Below are 22,072 nucleotides of genomic sequence, written 5' to 3'. Positions count from 1 at the left end.
AGGCGGGCGCGCGCATCAAAAAATGCGCGCGCCCGCGAGAATCCGGCGCTTTGCCGCGCCGGCGGGTTCAGGGCACCGTGACCGTTATGGCCGTCATGCCCTTCAGTTCGGGCAGCGCCTGAAGCTGCGGCGTCACCACCTTGAGGTCGCCGACGACAACCAGCGTCATCTTGTCGAGCGGCAGGCGCCGGGCGGCTTCGCTGATCTGGGCATTGGTCACCGCGAGCGTCGCGGGGACGTAATTCTCCAGCCAGTCGCGCGGCAGGCCCAGCGAGTCGCGCGTCGCCAGCGTGTTGACCAGCGCGCCGGGGGTCGAATTCTGGATCGCGAACAGCCCGGCCATATATTGGCGCATCCCGGCAGCTTCCTCGTCACCCGGCGGGGTCGTTTGCAGCGTGCGGATTTCCTTGAACACTTCGGTCAGCGATGCGCCGGTTGCGCTGGTCGTGACATCGGCGTTGAACGTCCATACCGCATTGGTCGGCAACAGCGCGACGCTCGATCCGGGCGAATAGGTATAGCCCTTGTTCTCGCGGATGTTGCGCGTGATGCGCGAACTGAACGCGCCGCCGAGCAGCGCATTCATCACCCGCGTCGGGATGTCGCCAGCGCTGCCCGCATCGGGAGCCGGAAACGCCAGGCTGATCGTCGATTGCGGCGCGCCCGGCCGGTCGACCAGCAACAGCTGCGGGCCCGGCTTGGGGTTGACCGGGATCAGCGTCCGGTCGGGCCCGGCAGCCCAGCCGCCGAACGCCTTCTCCACCGCAGCCTTCACCGCCGCCGCGTCGAACCGCCCGGCGATATAGAGGTGCGAGCGCTTCGCCCCAAAATTGGCGGCATGCCATGCCTTCAGCTTGGCGGCGTCATAGGCGTTGAACTGCGCCGGGGTGGGCAGCACGCGGCCATAGGGGTGGTCCGGCCCGTAATAGGCGCGCGTCAGCGCGGCATTGGCCAGCGTTCCCGGCTGGGTCAGTGCGATGGCCAGCCGCCGGTTCCAATTGGCCTTGACCCGCGCCAGCTCGCTATCGGGAAAGCTCGGCCGCTGCGCGACATCGGCGACCAGCGCGACCGCATCGCCGATGCGATCGGACAGGACGTTGATCGACACGCTGGCGCTGGTCGCGCCCGCGCCGGTCCCGATCCCGCCGCCCATATCGGCGGCCTTTTGCGCGATCTGCGCCGCGGTCATGCCGGCGGCGCCCTCGCGCATCATGTCCAGCGTCAGGCTGGCGAGCCAGGTATCCGGCCCCTCGTTGATCGACCCGGCATAGGTCTGCAGCGACACCACCGCCTTGGGCACGACGCCATAGGGGATCAGCGTCACCTTCATCCCGTTGGCAAGCGTGTAGGTCTCGCTCGCCGGCACCGTGAATGCCTTGGGCGCGGGGATCGGTGGCGGGGTGGTCGGAAGCTCCTGCGCGGCGGCGCCGACCGGCGCGGCAAGCAGGGTGGCGGCCATCAGGCCTGCGATCATGCGGCGCATCTCACTTGCCTCCTTGCTGAGCGGCGGGCGCGGGCTGTGCCGCGCCGGGATCGATGACGTAGATCGACCGGTTGGTGGGGCGCAGATATTCCTGCGCCGTCTTCTGGATCAGCTCGGGCGTGACCTTGGCGAACCCATCCTCGAGCGTGTTGACCTTGCCCGGGTCATTGTCGAACAGCGCGTGCACCGCGAGCAGGTCGATCAGGCCGATCCGCCCGGTCCCGTCGATCGTCGAATAGAGCGACGAGCGCATCTTGGTCTTGGCGCGCGCCAGTTCGGCGGCCGACACCTTGGTCGTGCGCAGATCCTCGATCACCGCATCGACCGCGCCCTTGATCTCGTCGCGGCTGCGATTGGCGTCATGCGTGAAGTTGAAGCTCCACAGCATCGGCCCCTGATAGTTGAACATGTTGCCCAGCGGGAAGTTGATGCCCCCGCCCACCTCGCCGGCAATCCCGGTCTCGGCGACCAGCTTGCGGTACAGGCGGCTGTCCTGGCCCTTGACCAGCATCTGGTCGATCAGGCCCATCGCATACCATTCAGGCGTGCCGCGCGCGGGGACGTGATAGCCCGCGGCCCAGCCCGGCTTGGGTGCCAGCGCATCGGTGCGCGCGCGGAACTTCTCGGCGGTCTGGCGCGGTTCGCTGATGTCGGGCAGCTTGACCGGCGCCGCCTTGGGCATCCAGCCATAATATTTCTCGACCATTGCGCGGGTCGCGGCATAGTCGATGTCGCCCGCCACCACGAGCACGGCGTTGGACGGCTTGTAGAAACTGTCGAAGAACTGCTTGGCGTCGGCCACCGTCGCCGCCTCGATCTCCTTCAGCTCGCCGTAGAAATTGTGGCTGTTGTACCAGTTGGTATTGGCCAGCATCGGCAGGTCGATCCACGGCCAGGTGCTGTAGGGCTGGTTGAGGACGTTGACCTTGACCTCGTTGCCGACGACGCCCTGCTGGTTTTTCAGCACTTCGTCATTGATCACCGGGCTCGCCATGCGATCGGCTTCCAGCCACAGCATCCGCTCCAGCGCGCTCGACGGCACGACCTGGAAATAGTTGGTGAAGTCATAGCGGGTCGAGCCGTTGAGGATGCCGCCGGCATTGGTCACGGTGCCGATATGCACGCCCTTGGGCGCGTTCTTCGATCCCTGGAACAGCAGATGTTCGAACAGGTGCGCAAAGCCGGTGCGCTCGCGCGGCTCGATGCGAAAACCGATGCCGTAATAGACGCCGACGGTGACCGTCGGGCTGAGATTGTCCTTGGCCAGCACCACGCGCAGGCCGTTGTCGAGCGTGAAATACTGCATCTCGACGGCCAGCTTGGCCGGCGCCTGCTGCGCCCGTGCCGGCGCCGCCGCGAGCGCGAGCGGCGCAGCGGTCCCCGCCAGCGCAAGCGCCGTTACCCATTTTCTCATGATCATGGCGATCCCCTCGTTTGACCGTAGGTGTATGATGCTACCAGCACAGCACCGAAAGTCGAGCGGGGATTTCACCTGCACCTTCGTACAGGTGCGCCGTCACAATGCGGGCAGCGCAATCCCGAGTGGGGCGAGCGCGCCCGCCGCCCGGCTCTTGACCTTGAAGAACCCAGCGGTCGCCAGCGGCCACAGCGCAGCGTCATAGGGGTTGCGCAATTGCGCCAGCGGATAGCCGTCGGGCAGGCTGTCGCGCAGCGGACCGACCGTCAGCCATGGCGCGACCAGCGGCAGGTCGCCCGGCTCCGGCCACGCCGCGACCAGTGCGACCGGGCACCCAAAGGCCGCCCCCGCCCGCGCTGCGGCATCGGCCACCGCCCCTTCGGCAAAGCTGCGCGCGGCGGCGCTGGCATCGGCCAGTCCGTGTGCGGTCACCCCGATCACCTGCGCCGGCGGGGGCAGGTCCAGCGCGTCGTACCCGGTATCGTCGGCATGGATTAGCAGCGCATAGCGGCCGGCTGGCATCGCATCGCCCGGGGTCGGCGGGGTCAGCGGCGCATCGCCGTCATAGGGCAATGGCTCGGCTTCCTCGTCCAGTCCCTGCGGATCGAAGCGCCCGTCGGTGTACCGCCGGATATTCTCCGCCCGCGCCAGATAATGTTTTCCGCGCGTGTGCAGCCCGGCGACCCAGCGCCACGACAGCGTGTTCGACGCCGCATCGCCATCGACCAGCGCGCGCAGGAACAGGTCCGCGCCCAGCTCCCATGGCAGCCTCAGGGTAAAGATCCAGATGCTCGCAAACCACATCCGCGCGTGATTGTGCAGCCAACCCTCAGCCCGCAGCTGCGCGATCCACGCATCGAAACAATCGATGCCGGTGCGCCCTTCGATCGCCGCCGCCAGCCGCTGTGCCAGCGCCGCATCCTGCGCCACCGCCGATCGCGCCGCGTCCAACCCGGCGACAGTGCGCTCCCAGATCTCCGGCCGCTGCTCCAGCCAGCCCTTGAAATAGGCGCGCCACAGCACCTCGCTGACGAACTTGGCCGCATCTGGTCCATGCGCCGCGCGCGCCATCTCCAGCAATTCGCGCTCGGCGATCAGCCGACGCCGCACCCAGGGGGACAGCGCCGACACCGTATCCGGCTGCGCCCCGCTGTCGTAATTGCGCCGCGCGGCATAGGCACGGCCCATGTTGGGCGCGAACGCTGCGGCCCGGGCCAATCCAGCGGCGCGGGTGGGCTCCCACTGCGCCATTGCGCAATCAGATCCCGCCCTGCGTGACGTCGCGCCCGGTCGCTTCCAGCTGCGCGGTCAGGTCGGCAAGACATGCTTCCACCACCGCCGCTTCGGTCGCGCGCGCGACGAAATTCGCGCCCACGCGCCCCTCGCGAAAGAACGGGTAGCTGCCGATCGCCACGCCCTCATGCGCCTTTTCGGTCGCGCGGAGGATTTCGGCGACCTCGCTCTCGGCGACCCAGCATCCGATCGTCCCGCTCACCACCGGCTTGCCGCCCTCCAGCGTGCCGGTCAGCGCGTCGAGCATGCCGGCGGTGATGTGCGGCACCCCGGCCATGATGAAGATATTGCCGAACCGGATGCCCGGCGCGCCCGACATGCGGTTGGGGATCAGGTCCGCCCCCTCCGGCACCCGCGCCATCCGCAACCGCGCCTCGGTCAGCCCGCCGCGCGTTTCGTAATAGCGCTCAAGCACGGCGCGCGCCTCGGGGTGCACCACGACCGGCACACCCAGCGCCGCCGCGATCGCGTCGACCGTGATGTCGTCATGCGTCGGCCCGATCCCGCCCGTCGTGAAGCAATAATCATAACCGGTGCGGATCGCGTCCACCGCTTCGACGATTCGCTCCTGCACATCGGGAACCACGCGCACTTCGGACAGGCGGATGCCCTGCACGTTCAGCCAGATCGCGATCTGCGCGACATTCTTGTCCTGGGTCCGACCCGACAGGATCTCGTCCCCGATGATGACCAGCCCGGCGGTCCAGATGCGCTCGCTCATAAACCCGCCATAGCGCGCGCTTCCCTCCTCGCAAAGTTGCCCTTTAGGCCCTATATGGCGCGCATGACCGAATATGTTGCCGTAACTGACGACACCAATTTCGCCCGCGACGGGGCGATCAAGCTCTATGGCCCGGATGGCTTTGCCGGGATGCGCGCCGCTGGCCGCCTCGCTGCCGAGATTCTCGACGCGCTCGTCCCGCATGTCGTCCCCGGCGTGACCACCGCGGAGCTGGACGATATCGTCCGCCGCATGACGCTGGACGGCGGCGCCGTCCCCGCGACGCTCGGCTATCGCGGCTATACGCACAGCTGTTGCATCAGTATCAACCATGTCGTCTGCCACGGCATTCCGGGGCCGAAAGTCCTGAAGGATGGCGATATCGTCAATATCGACGTGACCCCCCTGCTCGACGGCTGGCACGGCGACACCAGCCGCATGTACCTCGTCGGCGACGTGCCGCTGAAGGCGAAGCGGCTGGTCGACGTCACCTATGAATGCCTGATGATCGGCATCGAAATGGCCAAGCCCGGCAACACGATGGGCGATATCGGCCACGCGATTCAGCGCCACGCCGAAAAGCATCGCTACGGCGTCGTCCGCGACTTCTGCGGCCACGGCCTTGGCCGCGTATTCCATGATGCGCCCGAAGTCGTCCATGTCGGCCGCCCCGGCACCGGGCCTGAGCTCAAGCCCGGCATGTTCTTCACGATCGAACCGATGATCAACATCGGCCGCCCCGATGTGAAGCTGCTCGACGATGGCTGGACGGCGGTCACCCGCGACCGCTCACTCTCCGCGCAGTTCGAACATTCGATCGGCATTACCGAGACCGGCTGCGAGATCTTCACCCAGTCGCCCACCGGCCGCCACAACCCGCCGTATTTGTGAGAGTTGGCGCCTGACATGGCCGAGGGAAAATTCGAACGTCACCGCCAGCCGTGGCGGCAGGACGAGATCCAGAAGCTGCACACGCTCGCGAAAAAGGGCATGGCGCTCAAAGCCATCGCCAAGGCGCTGACCCGCAGCGAGGAATCGGTCAAGGACCGCGCCAAGGAAGACGGCCTGTCGATCGCGAAACTGCGGTGAACGATCCAATCCTCCCCGGAACGGGGAGGGGGACCGCGACGCGAAGCGGCGTGGTGGAGGGGGCCCGAGGCACCGGACTCCCTTGCCTCGGGCCCCCTCCACCATCCTTCGGATGGTCCCCCTCCCCGTTCCGGGGAGGATCATGACCTACGACGCGATCATCCTCGGCGCTGGCGCCGCCGGCCTGATGTGCGCGCTCACCGCCGGCCAGCGCGGCCGCCGCGTGCTGCTGATCGACCATGCCGATCAGGTCGGGAAAAAGATCCTGATCTCCGGTGGCGGGCGGTGCAATTTCACCAATCTCGGCATCGCCCCCGACCGCTACCTCTCCGCCAACCCGCATTTCGCCAAGTCCGCGCTGCGCCGCTACACCCAGCATGACTTTATCGAGCTGGTCGACCGGCACGGCATCGCCTGGCACGAAAAGACGCTCGGCCAGCTCTTCTGCGACGGCAGCGCGAGGCAGATCGTCGCGATGCTTTTGGACGAATGCGAGAAAGGCGGAGTCGAAATCGCGCTAGGCCATGCTATCCGCGACGTCACCCACGCCGACGGCCGCTACACCGTCACCTGGGGCGATCGCACCGCCACCGCTCCCGCGCTCGTGATCGCCACCGGCGGCCCCTCGATCCCCAAAATGGGCGCGACCGGCTTCGCCTATGACCTCGCCCGCAAGTTCGGGCTCAAGGTGGTCGAGCCCCGCCCTGCGCTCGTCCCCCTCACGCTCGGCGGCGACGAAATACTGTTCCGCGAACTTTCCGGCGTCGCCGCCCCGGTTGCCGCCAGCGCCGGCAAAACGACCTTCCGCGAAGCCGCGCTCTTCACCCATCGCGGCCTGTCCGGCCCCGCGATCCTCCAGATCAGCTCATATTGGCGCCACGGCCAGCCGGTCGCGATCGACTTCCTGCCCGACCGCGCCCCCGGCTGGCTGACGCAAGCCAAGCGCGCCGCGCCGCGCACCACGCTGCGCAAGCTGCTCGGCGACGCCCTGCCCAACCGCCTCGCCGACACGCTCGCCGATCAGCTCGCACTCGACGGTGAACTCCAGCACGCTTCCGACAAGCGCCTCGCGCAAGCCGAGCGCCAGCTTGCCGCCTGGACCTTCCACCCCAATGGCACCGAGGGATACGCCAAGGCCGAAGTGACGATCGGCGGCATCAGCACCGCCGACCTGTCATCGCAAACGATGGAGGCGCGCACCGCCCCCGGCCTCTACGCCATCGGCGAAGCGGTCGACGTCACCGGCTGGCTCGGCGGCTATAATTTCCAATGGGCCTGGTCGAGCGGCTGGGCCGCGGGACAGACGATTTGAGTCCCAAATAATCCTCCCCCTTGCCGGGGAGGATTTAACGGCCGAAGCCCCCGCCCGATTTCAACCGTTGCCGCCTCTGCCACCCGCTGCCACAACGCCGCGCGGGAGGATCGCATGCGTATCACCGTCCTGGCCCTCGGCCTGCTCGTCGCCTTGCCCGCGCAGGCGCAGGATGCCCCTGCCCCGCCCCCGGTCCAGTTCCCCGCACTCCCGCCCGAGGTTCAGGCGCGCGCCGACACCCTGTTGATTCAGGCCACCCGGCACCTCATCTCCGGCCGCCGCACCCATGCCGCGCCGCTGATCCGCGAAGCGCTCGCGCTCGCCGCCCCCGCCGAGGATGTCGCACAGATGCAGGGCATGACCCAGTTCGACGTCTATTCGCGCTGGCTCGAAGGACGCAGCGCCGCGATGAAGGTCCGCGATTTCGCGACCTTTGCCCGCTGGGCATGGCGGACCAGCGCGTTCAACCTGCTGCGCGCGGCGGAACGCAGCGGCGAGACCGGCCCGGTTACGCCAGACGATGTCGATGACCTGTTCTACATGAGCTACGGCCTGGTCCTCGCCGGGGAAGAGGATCGCGCGACCGCTTTCCTCGCCCCCTTCCTCGCGGCGCCCGATCCGGCGTTCGAGATCGCCTTTGCCAAGGACATGGCGCAACGCGCGCTCAGCGTCCAGAATTGGGGTGGGCAGGACAAGCCCCGCGCCGCCCGCCTCGTCGCCTTCGCCATCGCCGCGTTCGACCGCCCCGCCGCCCGCGCGCCCGACGCGGTGCGCGATCTGTACCGCGTGCAGGGGCAGATCCTGCGCACCGCCGGGGACTTTGCCGGAGCCCGCGCCGCGTTCGCCAAGGCGCGCAAGCCCGGCACCCCGCCCGCCGACGCCGAACTCGCCTTGATGTTTGCGCTGGGCGAAGTCGATGCCGGCATCCGCGCGGTGCAGCAGGCGGTCGGCGACAGCCCCGGCAGCGCGCTCTCCCGCCGCGCCGCCGACCGGCTGATCGAGGTCGCGGGCCAGAGCGGCAGCGGCAATGCCGCCACCATCGCCATTTATGAACGCGTCTGGCCGCTCTATCGCCGCACGCTGAAGATCGACGATCTGCCGTTGCAGAATGTCGGATCGGTGCTCGCCAACCTCTATGTCGAAACCGGCGACCCGGCCAAAGCCGAACCGATCCTGATCGACCTGCTCGCGCTGGCCGAGAAGCGCTGGGGCCCCGAATCCAACGGCGCCTTGATGTTCGTTCTCGAACTCGCCGCGTCGGTCGAAGCGCAGAACCGGCTGGCGGAGGCAGAGCTGCTCTACCGTCGCATCTGGGCGCTGGCGCTGCGCTACGACAATTACGAACCGGACGATGCGCGGGAGGCGTTCGAGGGGATCACCCGCTCCCTGCTCGGCCGCGGGCTGGTCGGCGATGCGCTCGCCTTCACCGCCGACGGCATCGCCCGGGTCCGCGCGGCAAAGGACATCAACGCATGGCGGCGCATGTTCTATCTGCTGGCCCGCGCCGATGCGCTCGAGGCGTCGGGCGCGCTCGCTGACGCAGAGGCACATGCGCGCGAAGCGCTGGCGCTTGGCGACAGCGATGAGAAGATGAACATCGCCGCGATGTTCGACGACCCCAATGTCTTCGCCCGCGCCCGCCTCGCGCACCTGCTCGAACGTCAGGGTCGCGCCGCGCAGGCCGAGCCGATCCGCCGCCTGCTGCTCGCCCGGATCGAGGGCAATGACATGATCCCGTGGGAGGGCGAATATCGCACCGCCGCGCTCCTCGCGCTGGCCGCCAACCTGACGCTTCAGGGCAAGCCGGAGGGGTCGCGCCGCTTTGCCGAGCGGCTCGACGCCAGCACCCGGATCTATGGCCTCGACAGTCCGCAGATGCTCGCCGTTGCCGAACCCTTCGCCCGCGCCCTGCTCCAGTCGGGCCGCGCCGCCGCCGCGCTCGCCCCGGCGCGGCTGGCACTCGCTGCCCGCACCTCGACCCGCTTCACCGGCGACGCGATCCGCGCCAATCTCAGCGACCTCGCCCTCGCCCGCAAACGCACCGAAGCGGCCCGGCTGATGGTCGAGGCGGCGTGGAAGGCGTCGCGGCGCTGACCGCCCGCTACTTCACCCCCGCCACCCAGTCGTCGATCTTCTTCTCCAGCACCGGCATCGGCAGCGCGCCGGTGTCGAGCACCGCGGCATGGAAGCCGCGCGGATCGAACTTGGCGCCGAGCGTCGCCTTTGCCTTGGCCTTGGCCTTCAGGATCGTCAGCTGGCCGATCTTGTACGACAGCGCCTGGCCCGGCATCGCGATATAGCGTTCGACCTCGGCAATCGCGTCGGTCTTCGACATTGGCGAGTTGGTGACCATGTAATCGATCGCCCGGTCGCGGCTCCACCCCTTGGCGTGCAGCCCGCTATCGACCACCAGCCGCATCGCGCGCAGCATCTCGTCGTTCAGGCCACCCATGCGCTGATACGGCTCGACCGCGACGCCCAGTTCGTCGTGCAGCGTCTCGGCATAGAGCGCCCAGCCCTCGACATAGGCGGTGTTCCCGCCAAAGCGCATGAAGGCGGGCAGCGCCGCATTCTCCTGGGCCAGGCTGATCTGGAAATGATGCCCCGGCGCGCCTTCGTGCAGGTAGAGCGTTTCCATGCCCCAGGTGTAGCGCGTCGGCAGGTCATAGGCGTTGAAGTAGAATATGCCGGGCCGCGACCCGTCCGGCGTGCCCTGCGAATAGCTGCCCGCCGCATCGGTCTTTTCGCGATAGGCCGGCACCGGCCGGATCTCGAGCGGCGCCTTGGGAATCAGCGAGAATTGCTCGCCGATCCGCGCATCCACCCGCTTGCCGATCGCTTCATATCCGGCGCGCAACGCATCGGCGCTTTCCGGCTGGAAGCGCTTGTCGGTGCGCAGATGCGTGAAGAATTCCTGCAGCGTCCCCTTGAACCCGACCTTGGCCTTCTGCGCCTCCATCTCGGTCAGGATGCGCTTGACCTCCGCCAGCCCCAGATCGTGAACATAATCGGCGGTCAGCGGCAGCGTCGTGTTGCTCTCGATCGCATAGGCATAGAGCGCGGCCCCGCCGGGCAGCGCCGACGTGCCCACGCTGTCGCGCGCGGCGGGCAGATATTCGCTGGCCAGGAAATCGCGGATCTTCTGGTGCGCGGGCAGGATCACGTCGCGCACTTGGCGCGCATAGGCCGCCTTCAGCCGCGCCTGATCCGCCGCCGGAATCCCGTCCGGGAATTTGGTGACGGGCGCGTAGAAGACCGACCCCTCCACCCCCTGCGCGATCAGATTGTCGAACTGGCCGATCATGTTGGTGACGACCAGCTTGGGCTGGACGATCTTGCGCTGCATCCCCTGTCGGAACAGGCCGATCACCCGGTCATAGGTCTCCGCGTACTGCGCGTTGCGCTTCAGGTTGTTGTCATAGTCCGCCACCGTCTTGAACGGCGCCGCGCCCTGCCCCGACGCGAAATCGGGGTAGAAGGACTGGAAGCCGGTGAAATGGTCGATCGGCAGATATTTGGACACTTCCAGGATCGCCGGCGCAAACCCTTTGAGCGCGCGCTGCTGGTCGGCGGCGAACACGTCATACGCAATCTGGTTGACCGCGGTCAGCCTGGACCGGTCGATCGTGCGCAGCGCTGCGAGGTCGGCCTCGACCGCCGCCTTCTCCGCCGCGACATAGGCGTCGGTATAATAGCTGCCGAGCTGGTCGGCATAGCGCAGGTCGCCGCGGAACAGCGCCATCAGCGGATTGCGCTTGAGCGACGCCTCGTCGCTGGCGTGGAACAGCGCCTTGAGCCGCGCATCCTCGGCCCCTTCGCCGGGCAGCGCGGCCGGCGCCGGCTGCTGCTGTGCCGCAACTGGCGTGGCGGCAACCCCGGCGAGCAGGGCGGTGAACAAAAGCGTGGCTGCGCGCATCGAGGATCCTTGCGAACGATGGAAGTAGCGAAGTGTGATAGGGGGACATTACACCCACGCTGCGCCCGCGCAAGGCTGCACCGCAATCGCGCAATCGCGGCGCGCGGCTGCCCATTTGTTAGGCAGTTGTTAACGCGCGCGCCGCCCCGTCCCACGGAAGAGCGCGGCGCGCGAAACTGGCACGCTCCGTGCATTGTCGCGCGACAGGGGCGTTCCGCTTGATCGCAACCCATTCCGCCGCCACGCTGGCGCCGGAACCGGGCCGGTCGGGACTCGCGCCGGCGTCACAAAGGGGTGAAACCGTGAAAAAGATCGAAGCCATCATCAAGCCGTTCAAGCTGGATGAGGTGAAGGAGGCGCTGCACGAAGTGGGCGTGTCGGGCATCACCGTGACCGAGGCCAAGGGCTTTGGTCGGCAGAAGGGGCATACCGAACTCTATCGCGGCGCCGAATATGTCGTCGACTTCCTGCCCAAGGTGAAGCTGGAAGTGGTGGTCGAGGACGCGCTGGCCGAACGCGTGGTCGAGGCGATCGCCAACGCCGCGCAGACCGGTCGCATCGGCGACGGCAAGATCTTCGTCACCGCGATCGAAACCGCCCTGCGCATCCGCACCGGCGAGCGCGACGAAAACGCAATCTGACACGCCGCAGCGCGTCGAATTGACGCACTGCAAAAATTTCACGAAGCTGCAATGCAGCGCAAGATGATTCTCCGCACCAGGCCCAGCGCCAGGGCGGACCAGAACAGCGAAGAAAGGGCTTGGTTCCAATGGCTAACACCGCCGCCGACATTCTGAAGATGGTCAAGGATCAGGAGATCGAATGGATCGACCTGCGCTTCACCGACCCCAAGGGCAAGTGGCAGCACCTGACCATGGTCGCCAGCGTGCTGGGCGAGGATGAGCTGACCGACGGCCTGATGTTCGACGGCTCGTCGATCGCCGGGTGGAAGGCGATCAACGAATCCGACATGATCCTCAAGCCCGACCTCGACGCCGTCTGGGTCGATCCGTTCAGCGCTACCCCGATGCTCATCCTGGTGTGCGACATCGTCGAACCCTCGACCGGCGAGCTCTACGCCCGCGACCCGCGCTCGACCGCGAAGCGTTCGGAGGCCTATCTCAAGTCGCTCGGCATCGGCGACACCGTCTATGTCGGCCCGGAAGCCGAATTCTTCATGTTCGACGATGTCCGGTTCGAGAACACCTATTCCTCCAGCTATTATCAGCTCGACGATATCGAGCTGCCCGGCAACAGCTCGAAGGAATATGAAAGCGGCAATATGGGCCACCGCCCGCGCGCCAAGGGCGGCTATTTCCCGGTCGCGCCGGTCGACAGCGCGGTCGACATCCGCGCCGAGATGGTCTCGACCATGCTCGAAATGGGCCTGCCCTGCGACAAGCATCACCATGAAGTCGCCGCGGCGCAGCACGAACTGGGCCTGACCTTCGGCACGCTGGTCGAAACCGCCGACCGCATGCAGATCTACAAGTACGTCGTGCATCAGGTCGCCCATGCCTATGGCAAGACCGCGACCTTCATGCCCAAGCCGATCAAGGAAGATAACGGCTCGGGCATGCACACCCATATGTCGATCTGGGACAGCGGCAAGCCGCTGTTCGCGGGCAATGGCTATGCCGGCCTGTCGGACATGTGCCTCTATTTCATCGGCGGCGTGATCAAGCATGCCAAGGCGCTCAACGCCTTCACCAACCCGTCGACCAACAGCTACAAGCGTCTGGTCCCGGGCTATGAGGCGCCGGTGCTGCTGGCCTATTCGTCGCGCAACCGCTCGGCCTCGTGCCGCATCCCCTATGGTGCGGGCAGCAAGGCGAAGCGCGTCGAATTCCGTTTCCCGGATGCGCTGGCGAACCCCTATCTCGCGTACGCCGCGCTGCTGATGGCGGGCCTCGACGGCATCCAGAACAAGATCCATCCGGGCGACCCGATGGACAAGAACCTCTATGATCTGCCGCCCGAAGAGCTGAGCCAGGTTCCCACCGTGTGCGGTTCGCTGCGCGAAGCGCTCGACAGCCTCGAGGCGGACATGGACTTCCTGCTCAAGGGCGACGTGTTCTCCCGCGATCAGATCGAAGCCTATATCGAGCTGAAGCGCGAAGACGTCGCGCGCTGGGAAATGACCCCGTCGCCGGTCGAATTCGACATGTACTATTCGTCGTAAGACGGACCCTTCGTCGCCGCTTCGGGGGAGGCGGCGCCGGACAGCGAGACGCCCGGGTCGAAAGGCCCGGGCGTTTTTCGCCGTCAGGGCTGACGTGGCGCATCGGCAACGTCATGCAACTGTCATCGTTACGCAACCGAAGCGACACTGAAACTGCGGTGAACTGACACGCGCCGACCCTAAGCGCCCCCAGACTCAATCGGGGGATTCTCAATGAAGACGTTGTTCACCGCGCTCACCGGCGTGAGCCTGGCCTCGGTCGCGCTCGCCAGCGCTGCACCGGCCGCTGCCCAGCAGGCCGAGCCGGCCGCCGACGACAAGATCGAAACGGCCGAAGAAATCGTGGTGAAGGGCACGATCGCCTATCGCAACCGCAGCGAGGGTGCCGAGCCCGAACTGGTCTATGACCAGGACTTCTTCCAGCGCTTCGAACCGCTGACCGCCGGCGACGCGCTCAAGCGCGTGCCCAGCGTCACCTTCCTGTCGGACGTGATCGAAAGCGACGGCGCCCGCCTGCGCGGCCTCGACCCCGGCTATACCCAGATCCTGATCAACGGCGAAAAGGTGCCCGGCACCAACGCCGACCGCAGCTTCTTCCTCGATCGCATCCCGGCCGAACTGGTCAAGCAGGTCGAAATCGTCCGCTCCTCCTCCGCCCGCCGCACCGGCGATGCGGTCGCGGGCACGCTCAACATCGTGCTGCGTGACGGCTATCAGCTCGACGGCGGCTATATCCGCGGCGGCGGGCTGCTGTTCGACGATGGCAAGGTAAAGCCCAGCGTCGGCGCGGTGTTCGGTACCCAGGTCGGCCCGGGCCGCCTGCTCGTCGGCGCCAACCTTCAGGGCCGCTACAACCCCAAGCAGAAGTTCAGCATCCGCTTCGCCAATGCCGAGGACGCGAACGGCGACCCGACCAACGTGCCCGAGTTCGACAATCGCGAAGACCAGTCGGACGTTCGCGACGGCACCGATTATGCGCTGAACGCCAGCTATTCGATCGATACCGAAACCACCGATGTCGAGATTTCGGGCTTCTGGGTGCACACCGACCGGCTCGAGACCGAACGCTCGTTCGAATATGACGATCTCACCGCGATCAACGGTTCGGTTCGCGCGGGTGGCAACCTGCTCACCGACAATTCGAACATCAACGACATCCTTCAGTACAACTACAGCCTCGCCGGCAAGGTCAGCCACGTCTGGGCGGCTGGCGAGACCAAGCTGAAGGCCGGCTTTGCCAAGTTCATCGACAACCAGTTCGAGACCGAAAACGAAATCGATTTCGACCGTTCGGCCCCGCGCTTCACCGGCGACCGGTTCGACACCCGCATCGTCGATCAGGAATTCTCGCTCGGCTTCGAACACAAGGTGCCGGTCAGCGACGGGATCGACGTCGCCGTGGGCGGCTTCTACCAGGACAAGGACCGCGACACGAACATCATCGAAGCGGCGCGCCAGCGCTTCAACCTGCCGACCGCGCTCCATGCCAGCTACGATCAGTTCGCCGCGACGCCCGACAGCAATATCGGCGCGTACACCGGCTGGGCTCCGATCCCCGGCGGCTTCAGCACGATCGAGGAACAGCGCAAGGATCTGTACGCGCTGATCGAGGGCAAGTCGGGCGCAGTGAAGTGGGAAGTCGGCGTCCGCTGGGAAAACACCGACGTCGCGATCCGCGACCTGACCCCGGGCGGTCTCAGCATCGACACCGACTACAGCCACCTGCTGCCCAGCGCCTCGGCCAAGATCGAGGTCGGCAACGGCCGCATCACCGTGTCGGGCGCGCGCACCGTCCGCCGCCCGCGCTTCGACGATGCCTCGCCGATCCTGCTCGAGGAAGAACTGGGCGACAACGACTTCCTCGGCAACCCGCTGCTTAAGCCGGAATCGGCCTGGGGCGCGGACCTTGGCTATGAACATCGCCTCGGCCGTACCGGTGTCATCGGCGTCAACGTCTTCTACCGCAGCATCACCGACCTGATCGAAATCGCGAATACCGGCGTCCCCGGTGCCGCGGACGATCCCACGGGCGACCGCACCTGGGTCTATCAGCCGCGCAACACCGGCGATGGCCAGGTTTACGGTATCGAGTTCGACGTCTCGACCAGCCTCGGCTTCCTCGGCCTGCCCGACACCGGCATCTTCGGCAATCTGTCGCTGCTCGAAAGCGACATCACCGACGAACTGGGCGAGCGCCGCTTCAACGGCCAGTCGAACATCGTGTACAATTTCGGCTTCATCCAGGACATTCCCAGCTTCGGCGCGGCGTTCGGCGCGACCTATCGCAAGCAGGGTGCGGCGATCGACCGTCTGGTCGCCGAAGAAGTCCGCACCACCTATGGCGCTGACCTCGAAATCTTCGTCGAGAAGCGGATCGGCAAGGCGTTCACGATCCGCGCGGTCGGCTCGAACCTGCTCGACGGGGCAAAGGCAGAGGTGTTCGACAAGTACAACCTCACCGCCGAGCAGCGGACCGGCACGTTCGACGAATATGAACTCGAAAGCGAAACCGCTGGCCCGGTGTTCCAGGTCATGGCACGTCTCGCCTTCTGATGATCAAGCAACTGACCCTGTGCCTGCTGCCCCTCGTGGCAGCAGGCTGTGCGACCACCGGGGCCAAGGTCCCGGTGGTTCCCACCACTCCTGCCGCCAGCGTTCAGGCGCGCGGCGAGACCGACGCCGTCGGCACCGCCAATGCGGATGCGGCGGACGATCCCGCGATCTGGCGCAACCCGGCGAACCCCGCCGCCAGCCTGATCGTCGGCACCGACAAGAAGGCCGGGCTGCACGTCTATGACCTGAGCGGCAAGGACCGCTTCTTCATCGATGCGGGCCAGGTCAACAATGTCGACCTCAAGGACATGGGCGCCGCTGGCATCATCGTCGCGGCGAGCGACCGCAACGACCGCAAGAATGCCAAGCTCGCGCTGTTCCGGCTCGACACTGCGGCGGTGAAGCTGGTCCCGCTCGGCACCGTCCCGGTCGGTCCGGGCGAAGCCTATGGCGTCTGCCTGATGAAGGTCGGCGGTACGCTGCACGCGTTCAACGTGATCAAGGACGGCACGATCCGCCAGGTTGCGCTCGACCTGTCGGGCGCCACGCCCACCGGCACGATCGTCCGCACGATGAAGCTCGCCACCCAGTCGGAGGGCTGCGCCGCCGACGACCGCACCGGTCGCCTCTATGTCGGCGAGGAAAATGTCGGGCTGTGGCGCTTCGACGCGCGCGCCGACGGCCCGGTCGCCGGCACGCTGATCGCCCCGGCGGACGGTCAGAAACTGGTGATCGATGTCGAGGGCGTGACGCTCGCGCCCGAAGGCACCGGCAATGGCGGTTACGTGATCGTCTCCAGCCAGGGCGACCACGCCTATACCGTCTATCGCCTCTCCGACGATTCCTATGTCGGTCGCTTCCGGATCGCCGCGGGCAGCAACATCGGCGCTACGGAAGAAACCGACGGGATCGATTTCGCCCCGGGCGATTTCGGTCCCACCTATCCCGGCGGGCTGTTCGTGGCACAGGATGGCTACAACCTGCCCAAGGCCCAGAACTTCAAATATGTCGCCTGGGCAGACATCAAGGCGGCGCTCGGGATCGAGTAGCGTCGCGTTGCAGGACATGGCGCGGCACGATGCGACACGCCGGCGGTGACCGGCGGCGCATTGTGCCGCGACATGTTCGCTTTGCGCAATTTTGCGCTCCAACAGGATTTCGATACCGCATATTCGAACGCGCCAAAGCGACGCGGCGCCATTCCCTTTCGCGGCGCGCGCGTTAGGGTGGCGGCATGTTCCGCGCTCTCGCCCCGCTCGCCCTGCTGGTTGCCGCTCCGGTCGCCGCGCAGACCCCCGCCGAAAGCAAGATGGCCGCGACCATCACCGCCGAAACCGACCGCCACGTCGCGCTGCTGGAACGGCTGGTCAACCAGAACAGCGGCTCGCTCAATATCGCTGGCGTGACCAAGGTGGGCCAGATGGTCCGCGCCGAGCTCGAGCCATTGGGCTTTGCGGTCGAGTGGATCGACATGAAGGAAACCGGCCGCGCCGGGCATCTCGTCGCCACGCACACCGGCAATGGCAAGGGCAAGCGCATCCTGCTGATCGCGCATCTCGACACCGTGTTCGAGCCCGAATCGCCGTTCCAGACCTTTGTCCGCGACGGCAATCGCGCGACCGGGCCGGGCATCGGCGACGACAAGGGCGGGATCGTCGTCATCATCGCCGCGATGCGCGCGATGCAGGCCGCCGGGACGCTGAAAAACGCCGATATCAAGATCGTGCTGACCGGCGATGAAGAGCGCACCGGCGCCCCGATGGAGATTGCGCGCCGCGACCTGATCGCTGCGGGGAAATGGGCCGATGTCGCGCTCGAATATGAAAATCTCGCGCGGGAGGACGGCGCCGATCTCGGCACCGTTGCCCGGCGCAGCTCGATCAACTGGACGCTGCGCACCACGGGCAAGACCGGGCACAGCAGCGGCGTGTTCGGCGCCGGCCTTGGCTATGGCGCGGCCTATGAACTCGCCCGCATCCTCGATGCGTTTCGCCGGACGCTGCCCGAGCCGAACCTGACCTTCAACGTCGGGGTGATGGCCGCCGGCACCCCCGCCACCCTCGCCGACAACAACTATCAGGTCAGCGCGGGCGGCAAGACCAACATCGTCGCTGCCGAGGCGGTCGCGCGCGGCGACCTGCGCGCGCTGACGCCTGAGCAGGAGGCCAGGACCCGCGCCGCGATGCAGGCGATTGTCGCCCAGAACCTGCCAGGAACCACCGCCAGCCTCGATTTTCAGGAAGGCTATCCCCCGATGGCGCCGACCGCCGGCAACCGCGCGCTGCTGGCCAAACTCAACGCGGTCAACCGCGACCTGAAGCTCCCCGAAATGGCCGAGATGGACCCGGCCCGCCGCGGCGCAGCCGACAGCGCGTTCGTCGCGGCGGACGTCGACACGCTCGCCGGGCTGGGCGTGGCCGGTGGCGGCGCGCATGCCGTGGGCGAATGGATCGACCTCGGTTCGATCCCGCTTCAGGCAATGCGCAGCGCGGCATTCATCACGCGGTTGAGCCGGGAAAAGCGCGACTGACGGAACGCTTTCGCATCCCCGCGCGTCGTGCAGGGATGCTGAACGCCCTAGCCCTCAACTGCACGCTCAAGGCCGACGAGTCCGAGCGCTCCTCCACCGATGCGATGATCGCGGTCCTTGCCGACGCCTTCGCCAAACAGGATGTCACGATCACCGAAACCGTCCGGGTCGCCGCGTTGAACATCAAGCCCGGGGTGACGTCGGACGAGGGCGATGGCGACGACTGGCCCGCATTGCGCGAAAAGATCCTCGCCGCCGACATCCTGATCTTCGGCGGCCCTATCTGGATGGGCCAGATTTCGAGCATCGCCAAGCGCGTGCTCGAACGGATGGACGCCTTCATCTCCGAAACCGACGACCAGGGCCGGATGCCGAGCTACGCCAAGGTCGCGATCGCCGCGATTGTCGGCAATGAGGACGGCGCGCATTTCAGTTCGGCCCAGCTGTTTCAGGCGCTGAACGATGTCGGCTACACCATCCCCGCGGTCGCCGCCTGTTACTGGGTTGGCGAAGCAATGGGCTCGACCGACTTTCAGGACCTCGACACGACGCCCAAGAAGGTCAGGGAAACCGCCGCGATGGTCGCCGGCAATGCCGCGCACCTCGCCGGACTGCTCAAGGCCGCACCCTATCCCGGCAATGGCTGACCGGATTAAGTTTCAGGTTGCAACCCCTGCCCCGGCTCGCCACATAAACGACCATACCCGATACTCAAAAAGCCGGAGGGCAGGATGCGCAGCTATCTGAAACACTATATCGGCGGCCAATGGGTCGAAAGCGACGGCGGAACCACCCACCAAGTCATTGATCCCGCTACGGAATCTGCGACTACCGAAATCACTTTGGGCTCCCAGGCCGATGTCGACAAGGCGGTGGCCGCCGCCAAGGCAGCGTTCGAAACCTTCAGCCGCACCAGCGTCGAGGATCGCCTCGCGCTGATCGAACGTGTCATTGCCGAGTACAAGGCGCGCATGGACGACATGGCGCAGGCGATCAGCGCCGAAATGGGCGCCCCGCTCAGCCTTGCCAAGACCGCGCAGGTCGGCTCCGGCATCGGCCATCTGATGTCCGCCGCCCGCGCGCTCAAGGACTTCCAGTTCGAGGAAGCGGTGGGCAACAGCCTGGTCGTCCACGAACCGATCGGCGTCGTCGCGATGATCACGCCGTGGAACTGGCCGCTCAACCAGATCGTGTCGAAGGTCGCCCCCGCGCTCGCCGCCGGCTGCACGATGATCCTCAAGCCCAGCGAGGAAGCGCCGAGCTGCGCCGCGATCTTTGCCGAGGTGATGGACGCGGCGGGCGTGCCCGCCGGCGTGTTCAATCTCGTCAATGGCGACGGACCCGGCGTCGGTACCGCGCTCAGCAAGCACAAGGACGTCGACATGGTGAGCTTCACCGGGTCGACCCGAGCCGGCATCGCGGTCGCCAAGAACGCCGCCGAGACGGTCAAGCGCGTGCATCAGGAACTGGGCGGCAAGTCGCCCTCGCTGATGCTCGAGGGCGCGGATGTCGCGGCAGCGGTCAAGGGCACGCTGTTCAGCGTTCTGCTGAACTCCGGCCAGAGCTGCATCGCCCCTGCCCGCCTGCTCGTCCCCGCCGCGCTGGAGAAGGACGCCGCCGCCGCCGCCGTCGAGGTGATGAAGGCGACCACCTGCGGCAACCCTGCAGAAGAGGGCCGTCATATCGGCCCGGTCGTCAACAAGACCCAGTGGGAGAAGATCCAGGGCCTGATCCGCAAGGGGCTGGAGGAAGGTGCGACGCTTGAAACCGGCGGCCCGGGCCGTCCCGACGGGATCGAAACCGGCTATTTTGTCAAGCCGACGCTGTTCTCCGGCGTGCGCAACGACATGACGATCGCGCGTGAGGAGATCTTCGGCCCCGTCGTCACGATCATCCCCTATGAAACCGAGGAAGACGCCGTCCGCATCGCCAACGACACCGATTACGGCCTGTCGGCGGTGGTGTTCGGCAGCCCCGAAGCGGTCAAGCGCGTCGCCCCCCGGCTGCGCGCCGGCATGGTCTATATCAATGGTGGCCAGCCCAACCCCGACCTGCCGTTCGGCGGCTACAAGCAGAGCGGCAATGGCCGCGAGCACGGCAAATACGGTCTCGCCGAATTCATGGAAGTGAAGGCGATGGTCGGCGCGCTGGCGTGATGCAGATTCCTCCCCTGAGCCTGCTCAGGGGAGGACTTCTCCTCATCGGTAACCGTCCCGAACCCACCGTATTTGCACGGGCGGCATGCCCTTGCGATCCAGCTCTAGCGAGCGCTTCGCTGCGCCGCGAATGGCATCGGCGGAATCGGGGATGCAGCCATCGTCTTTGATCGACAATCCCGGCCACGGCGCAGTCGTTACCCGGTCCCCCTCCGCGAGCGGGCCGCAACTCACATTCCATCCATCGAACTGAGTCACGCGACCGCTGGCGTCAGCGGCGCGAACCCGGATGCCGTAATAGCAATAGAGCGGGTCCGTCCCTTCTCCAGCGGCGCACGATTGCTGGAGGATCAGGGGATCCCCCGGCGCGACGACATAGCGCTCCGTTACCCAGCGTCTGGGTCCGCGTTGTTCGCCATCAGCCGTGCCGAAGTTCAGCGTCTCGCCATCTCGGACGACGGTCCACTCGGCGCACTCCGGCCATCGCTCGACCGGCTTGTGCTCGTCAAACCGGCAGTCAGCCTCGACCGATCGCCACAACCCGTTGCGCAGTGTCGGCGCGGACGGGTCTTGCATGAAGAATGGCGTGTCGGTGACGACGAGATTGCACCCGCCAAGCGCGAACGCAAAACTGGAGAGCAATGCGGCAGCGGACAATCGCATACCGCATTGCTATGATATTTTACCTCAGTCGAACAGCTCTTCCAGAAAGCTCTTCTTGCGCTTGTGCTTGTAGTACCGCGGATCGTGGCCCTGATGGCCATAGCCGCCGCCATAGCCCTGTTGCTGCGGGTAGCCGCCCGGCTGCGGCCACGGACTGCCTTGCGGCGGCATCGGGGGCTGGGGCGGCATCGCGGGTTGCGGTGCCTGTTGCGCGACCGGCGCCTCGGCCACCGCGCTGCGCTCGATGATCTTGTCGAGCTCGCCGCGATCCAGCCAGATGCCCCGGCATTGCGGGCAATAGTCGATCTCGATCCCCTGCCGATCGCTCATATGAAGGCCGACCTTGCACACGGGGCACAGCATTCCGGCGACGGCTTCAGCGCTACGCATAGTCTCTCCTGACATGGTTCGCACCGAAGCTAGGAAGCCGGACGCACCGCCACAACGGGTCCGCACGTCATAATCGGCGCCAACGCGCCGCGCGGCGTCTGTCCTAGTGCACCGTGCCGACGGCGCGCTTGATGCTCATCAGCACGATCAGCCGCTCGATCTGCCGCCAGCGACAGAAATTGATGTGATTGCCAAGGTCGCGATAGCGATCCGCGCGCGCCGCCGCGTGCAACCCCGCATCCTCGCCAAAGGTGCGGATCAGGTCGGTTGCGTCATGCACATGCGCGCGGTCGGCAAGATAGGGGATGGGCGACATCGGGTTTCCTTGAACGGTCACGCGCGCCATGCACGCACTGCCCGTGCCAGC

Annotated in this window: 19 protein-coding genes; 11 read left to right on the top strand and 8 right to left on the bottom strand. The window is 66.5% G+C overall.

Annotation, left to right across the window (positions count from 1 at the left end; all coding sequences use genetic code 11):
• Positions 1–67: 67 nt before the first annotated feature.
• The 4 genes from J2Y54_RS14190 to J2Y54_RS14175 all read right to left on the bottom strand — a co-directional run bounded on the left by J2Y54_RS14190 (position 68) and on the right by J2Y54_RS14175 (position 4,914).
• Positions 68–1,483, bottom strand: coding sequence for a pitrilysin family protein (locus J2Y54_RS14190; protein WP_310040653.1), 1,416 nt, complete (start codon positions 1,481–1,483; stop codon positions 68–70).
• Between the two features lies 1 nt (position 1,484).
• Positions 1,485–2,903, bottom strand: a complete 1,419-nt coding sequence (locus tag J2Y54_RS14185) for a pitrilysin family protein (protein ID WP_310040652.1) — start codon at positions 2,901–2,903, stop codon at positions 1,485–1,487.
• 96 nt (positions 2,904–2,999) lie between these two features.
• Positions 3,000–4,151, bottom strand: a complete 1,152-nt coding sequence (locus J2Y54_RS14180; RefSeq protein ID WP_310040649.1) for an FAD-binding domain-containing protein — start codon at positions 4,149–4,151, stop codon at positions 3,000–3,002.
• Positions 4,152–4,158: 7 nt separating this feature from the next.
• Positions 4,159–4,914, bottom strand: a complete 756-nt coding sequence (locus J2Y54_RS14175; RefSeq protein WP_310040647.1) for a molybdopterin-binding protein — start codon at positions 4,912–4,914, stop codon at positions 4,159–4,161.
• Positions 4,915–4,977: 63 nt separating this feature from the next.
• Between J2Y54_RS14175 and map the strand changes: the two genes are divergently transcribed.
• The 4 genes from map (at position 4,978) to J2Y54_RS14155 (ending at position 9,409) form a co-directional block, all read left to right on the top strand.
• On the top strand, positions 4,978–5,805 hold the full coding sequence (gene map, locus J2Y54_RS14170) for a type I methionyl aminopeptidase (protein WP_310040645.1): 828 nt from the start codon (positions 4,978–4,980) through the stop codon (positions 5,803–5,805).
• Between the two features lie 15 nt (positions 5,806–5,820).
• Complete coding sequence (locus J2Y54_RS14165) at positions 5,821–6,003, top strand: hypothetical protein (protein WP_310040644.1); 183 nt, start codon at positions 5,821–5,823, stop codon at positions 6,001–6,003.
• Between the two features lie 142 nt (positions 6,004–6,145).
• Complete coding sequence (locus J2Y54_RS14160; RefSeq protein ID WP_310040643.1) at positions 6,146–7,315, top strand: NAD(P)/FAD-dependent oxidoreductase; 1,170 nt, start codon at positions 6,146–6,148, stop codon at positions 7,313–7,315.
• A 114-nt stretch (positions 7,316–7,429) separates the two neighbouring features.
• The gene (locus J2Y54_RS14155) at positions 7,430–9,409 is read left to right on the top strand and encodes a tetratricopeptide repeat protein (protein WP_310040641.1); all 1,980 of its coding nucleotides are present in this window, start codon (positions 7,430–7,432) and stop codon (positions 9,407–9,409) included.
• Positions 9,410–9,416: 7 nt separating this feature from the next.
• Here J2Y54_RS14155 and J2Y54_RS14150 read toward each other — a convergent pair whose 3' ends face one another.
• On the bottom strand, positions 9,417–11,231 hold the full coding sequence (locus tag J2Y54_RS14150) for a DUF885 domain-containing protein (RefSeq protein WP_310040639.1): 1,815 nt from the start codon (positions 11,229–11,231) through the stop codon (positions 9,417–9,419).
• 302 nt (positions 11,232–11,533) lie between these two features.
• On the opposite strand from J2Y54_RS14150, the gene J2Y54_RS14145 reads away from it, so the two are divergent.
• The 7 genes from J2Y54_RS14145 to J2Y54_RS14115 all read left to right on the top strand — a co-directional run bounded on the left by J2Y54_RS14145 (position 11,534) and on the right by J2Y54_RS14115 (position 20,652).
• Complete coding sequence (locus J2Y54_RS14145; RefSeq protein ID WP_224923404.1) at positions 11,534–11,872, top strand: P-II family nitrogen regulator; 339 nt, start codon at positions 11,534–11,536, stop codon at positions 11,870–11,872.
• A 128-nt stretch (positions 11,873–12,000) separates the two neighbouring features.
• The gene (gene glnA, locus J2Y54_RS14140) at positions 12,001–13,413 is read left to right on the top strand and encodes a type I glutamate--ammonia ligase (protein WP_310040637.1); all 1,413 of its coding nucleotides are present in this window, start codon (positions 12,001–12,003) and stop codon (positions 13,411–13,413) included.
• Positions 13,414–13,626: 213 nt separating this feature from the next.
• The gene (locus tag J2Y54_RS14135) at positions 13,627–15,966 is read left to right on the top strand and encodes a TonB-dependent receptor domain-containing protein (RefSeq protein WP_310040636.1); all 2,340 of its coding nucleotides are present in this window, start codon (positions 13,627–13,629) and stop codon (positions 15,964–15,966) included.
• Positions 15,966–17,015, top strand: a complete 1,050-nt coding sequence (locus J2Y54_RS14130) for a phytase (RefSeq protein ID WP_310040634.1) — start codon at positions 15,966–15,968, stop codon at positions 17,013–17,015. The genes J2Y54_RS14135 and J2Y54_RS14130 overlap by 1 nt, the downstream gene beginning before the upstream one ends.
• A gap of 185 nt (positions 17,016–17,200) precedes the next feature.
• The gene (locus J2Y54_RS14125; RefSeq protein WP_310040632.1) at positions 17,201–18,496 is read left to right on the top strand and encodes a M20/M25/M40 family metallo-hydrolase; all 1,296 of its coding nucleotides are present in this window, start codon (positions 17,201–17,203) and stop codon (positions 18,494–18,496) included.
• A gap of 35 nt (positions 18,497–18,531) precedes the next feature.
• Positions 18,532–19,143: an NAD(P)H-dependent oxidoreductase gene (locus J2Y54_RS14120; protein WP_310040630.1), complete on the top strand. Its 612-nt coding sequence runs from the start codon at positions 18,532–18,534 to the stop codon at positions 19,141–19,143.
• Positions 19,144–19,227: 84 nt separating this feature from the next.
• A complete protein-coding gene (locus tag J2Y54_RS14115) occupies positions 19,228–20,652 on the top strand; it encodes an aldehyde dehydrogenase family protein (RefSeq protein ID WP_310040629.1) in 1,425 nt (474 codons plus the stop codon).
• Between the two features lie 42 nt (positions 20,653–20,694).
• Here the strand turns inward: J2Y54_RS14115 and J2Y54_RS14110 are convergent, their stop codons facing one another.
• From J2Y54_RS14110 to J2Y54_RS14100, 3 genes are all read right to left on the bottom strand, one after another.
• Positions 20,695–21,309: a hypothetical protein gene (locus J2Y54_RS14110; RefSeq protein WP_310040628.1), complete on the bottom strand. Its 615-nt coding sequence runs from the start codon at positions 21,307–21,309 to the stop codon at positions 20,695–20,697.
• Positions 21,310–21,339: 30 nt separating this feature from the next.
• Positions 21,340–21,705: a zf-TFIIB domain-containing protein gene (locus J2Y54_RS14105; protein ID WP_310040626.1), complete on the bottom strand. Its 366-nt coding sequence runs from the start codon at positions 21,703–21,705 to the stop codon at positions 21,340–21,342.
• 103 nt (positions 21,706–21,808) lie between these two features.
• Entirely contained in the window at positions 21,809–22,021 is a 213-nt protein-coding gene (locus J2Y54_RS14100; RefSeq protein ID WP_310040624.1) for a hypothetical protein, read from the bottom strand.
• Positions 22,022–22,072: the final 51 nt, after the last annotated feature.

Source organism: Sphingomonas sp. BE123 (genome assembly GCF_031456015.1).
Taxonomy (GTDB): Bacteria; Pseudomonadota; Alphaproteobacteria; order Sphingomonadales; family Sphingomonadaceae; genus Sphingomonas.
This window is presented reverse-complemented; position numbering and strand designations above follow the sequence as displayed.